This is a genomic window from Micrococcus sp. 116, assembly GCF_902506395.1.
GTDB classification, from domain to species: domain Bacteria; phylum Actinomycetota; class Actinomycetes; order Actinomycetales; family Micrococcaceae; genus Micrococcus; species Micrococcus luteus.
In genome coordinates this window covers 1-1,287 of the sequence record NZ_LR732373.1, presented here as the reverse complement: position 1 = coordinate 1,287, position 1,287 = coordinate 1, and the positions used below count along the sequence as shown (strand labels likewise).

The window sequence follows — 1,287 nt, the reverse complement described above, 5'->3', positions numbered from 1 at the left end:
GGTCGTTGCAACACCGTGCGTTGAGAGCGAGCGTAGCTGCTCGGCGAAGACCTCCGCGGGAGTCTTCCAGTCCAGGACCTTCCTGGGCCTGTTGTTCAGCGTGTACGCGACTGCTGCGAGGTCCTCGGCCGACCATCTCGACAGGTCCGTGCCCTTGGGGAAGTACTGCCGCAGCACCCCGTTCGTGTTCTCGTTCGTCGGCCGCTGCCACGGCGAGTGGGGGTCAGCGAAGAACACCTTCGTGCCCGTGGCCATCGTGAACTGGACATGCCCGGCCAGCTCCTTGCCCCGATCCCACGTCAAGCTCTGACGCAGCTGCTCCGGCACCGTCGCCATCGCCTTGATCAGGGCCGCGGTCATCGCCTCAGCCCCGTACCCACCCAGCGACGGCCCGTTCTTCACCGGCGGCCGCTCACCCCATCCCTCCAGGCGGGGCAAGTGGACCAGGATCGTGGCCCGGCTCTTGCGCTCGGCCAGAGTCCCGATCGCTGAACGCTCGGTCCCGATGATCAGGTCCCCTTCCCAGTGCCCGGGCACAGCACGATCAGCGGCCTCGGGTGGGCGCTTGCTGAACACCACGTCCTCGGTGACGTGGCCCTGGGGCTTGTTCCGGGTACGTGCCCGCGGCTCGCGCAGAGCCCGCCCGGTACGCAGGCACGCGACGAGTTCACGCTTGAGCGCCCCACGCCCCTGGATGAACAGGGACTGATAGATCGCTTCATGAGAGATCCGCATGGACACATCATCCGGGAACTCCAGGCGCAGCCGGTGGCTGATCTGCTCAGGGCTCCACGCCGTGGACCACCGCCGGTCCGCCCGGCGCGGTTTCATCTTCCGCCCCTTGAAACCGGGCCCGACCGGTCCCGGCACGGCCACGCCATCGGGGCCCAGGACCACCCCGTTCAGGCGTGCCTGGACGTAGTCGTGCAGTCGCTGGTTCGTGGCCAGCTTCGCCGGCTTGGGCCGCCTGGCAGCTTCCTGGGCCTTCCACTGCGCCACCGTGGCCCGGTACTCCTGCTTCCCGGAACGAGTGGCGCAGTTACGGCGCAGCTCACGGCTGATCGTGCCGGGATCACGTCCCAGCGTGCGTGCGATCTGACGGACCCCCTGGCCCTGGGCATGGAGGATCGCGAGCTCCTCACGCTCAGCGAAGGACAGATACCGGCCGGTGGGCTCGGCTAAGGACAGCGGGGTCATCCCGCCAGCGTGACGGAACCAGCGCGCCCCGACGGGCCAGGACACGCCCACAGTCAGGGATGCCTCGACCGTGGTGACACCGGTGGCGAT

The 1,287-nt window shown here is 68.5% G+C and carries 1 protein-coding gene; it reads right to left on the bottom strand.

Going from position 1 to position 1,287, the window contains the following annotated elements; translation table 11 throughout:
- Nucleotides 1-1,287 (bottom strand): IS30 family transposase (locus tag CITRIK5_RS11740; RefSeq protein ID WP_233569987.1); only part of this gene is annotated, 1,287 nt, incomplete at both ends.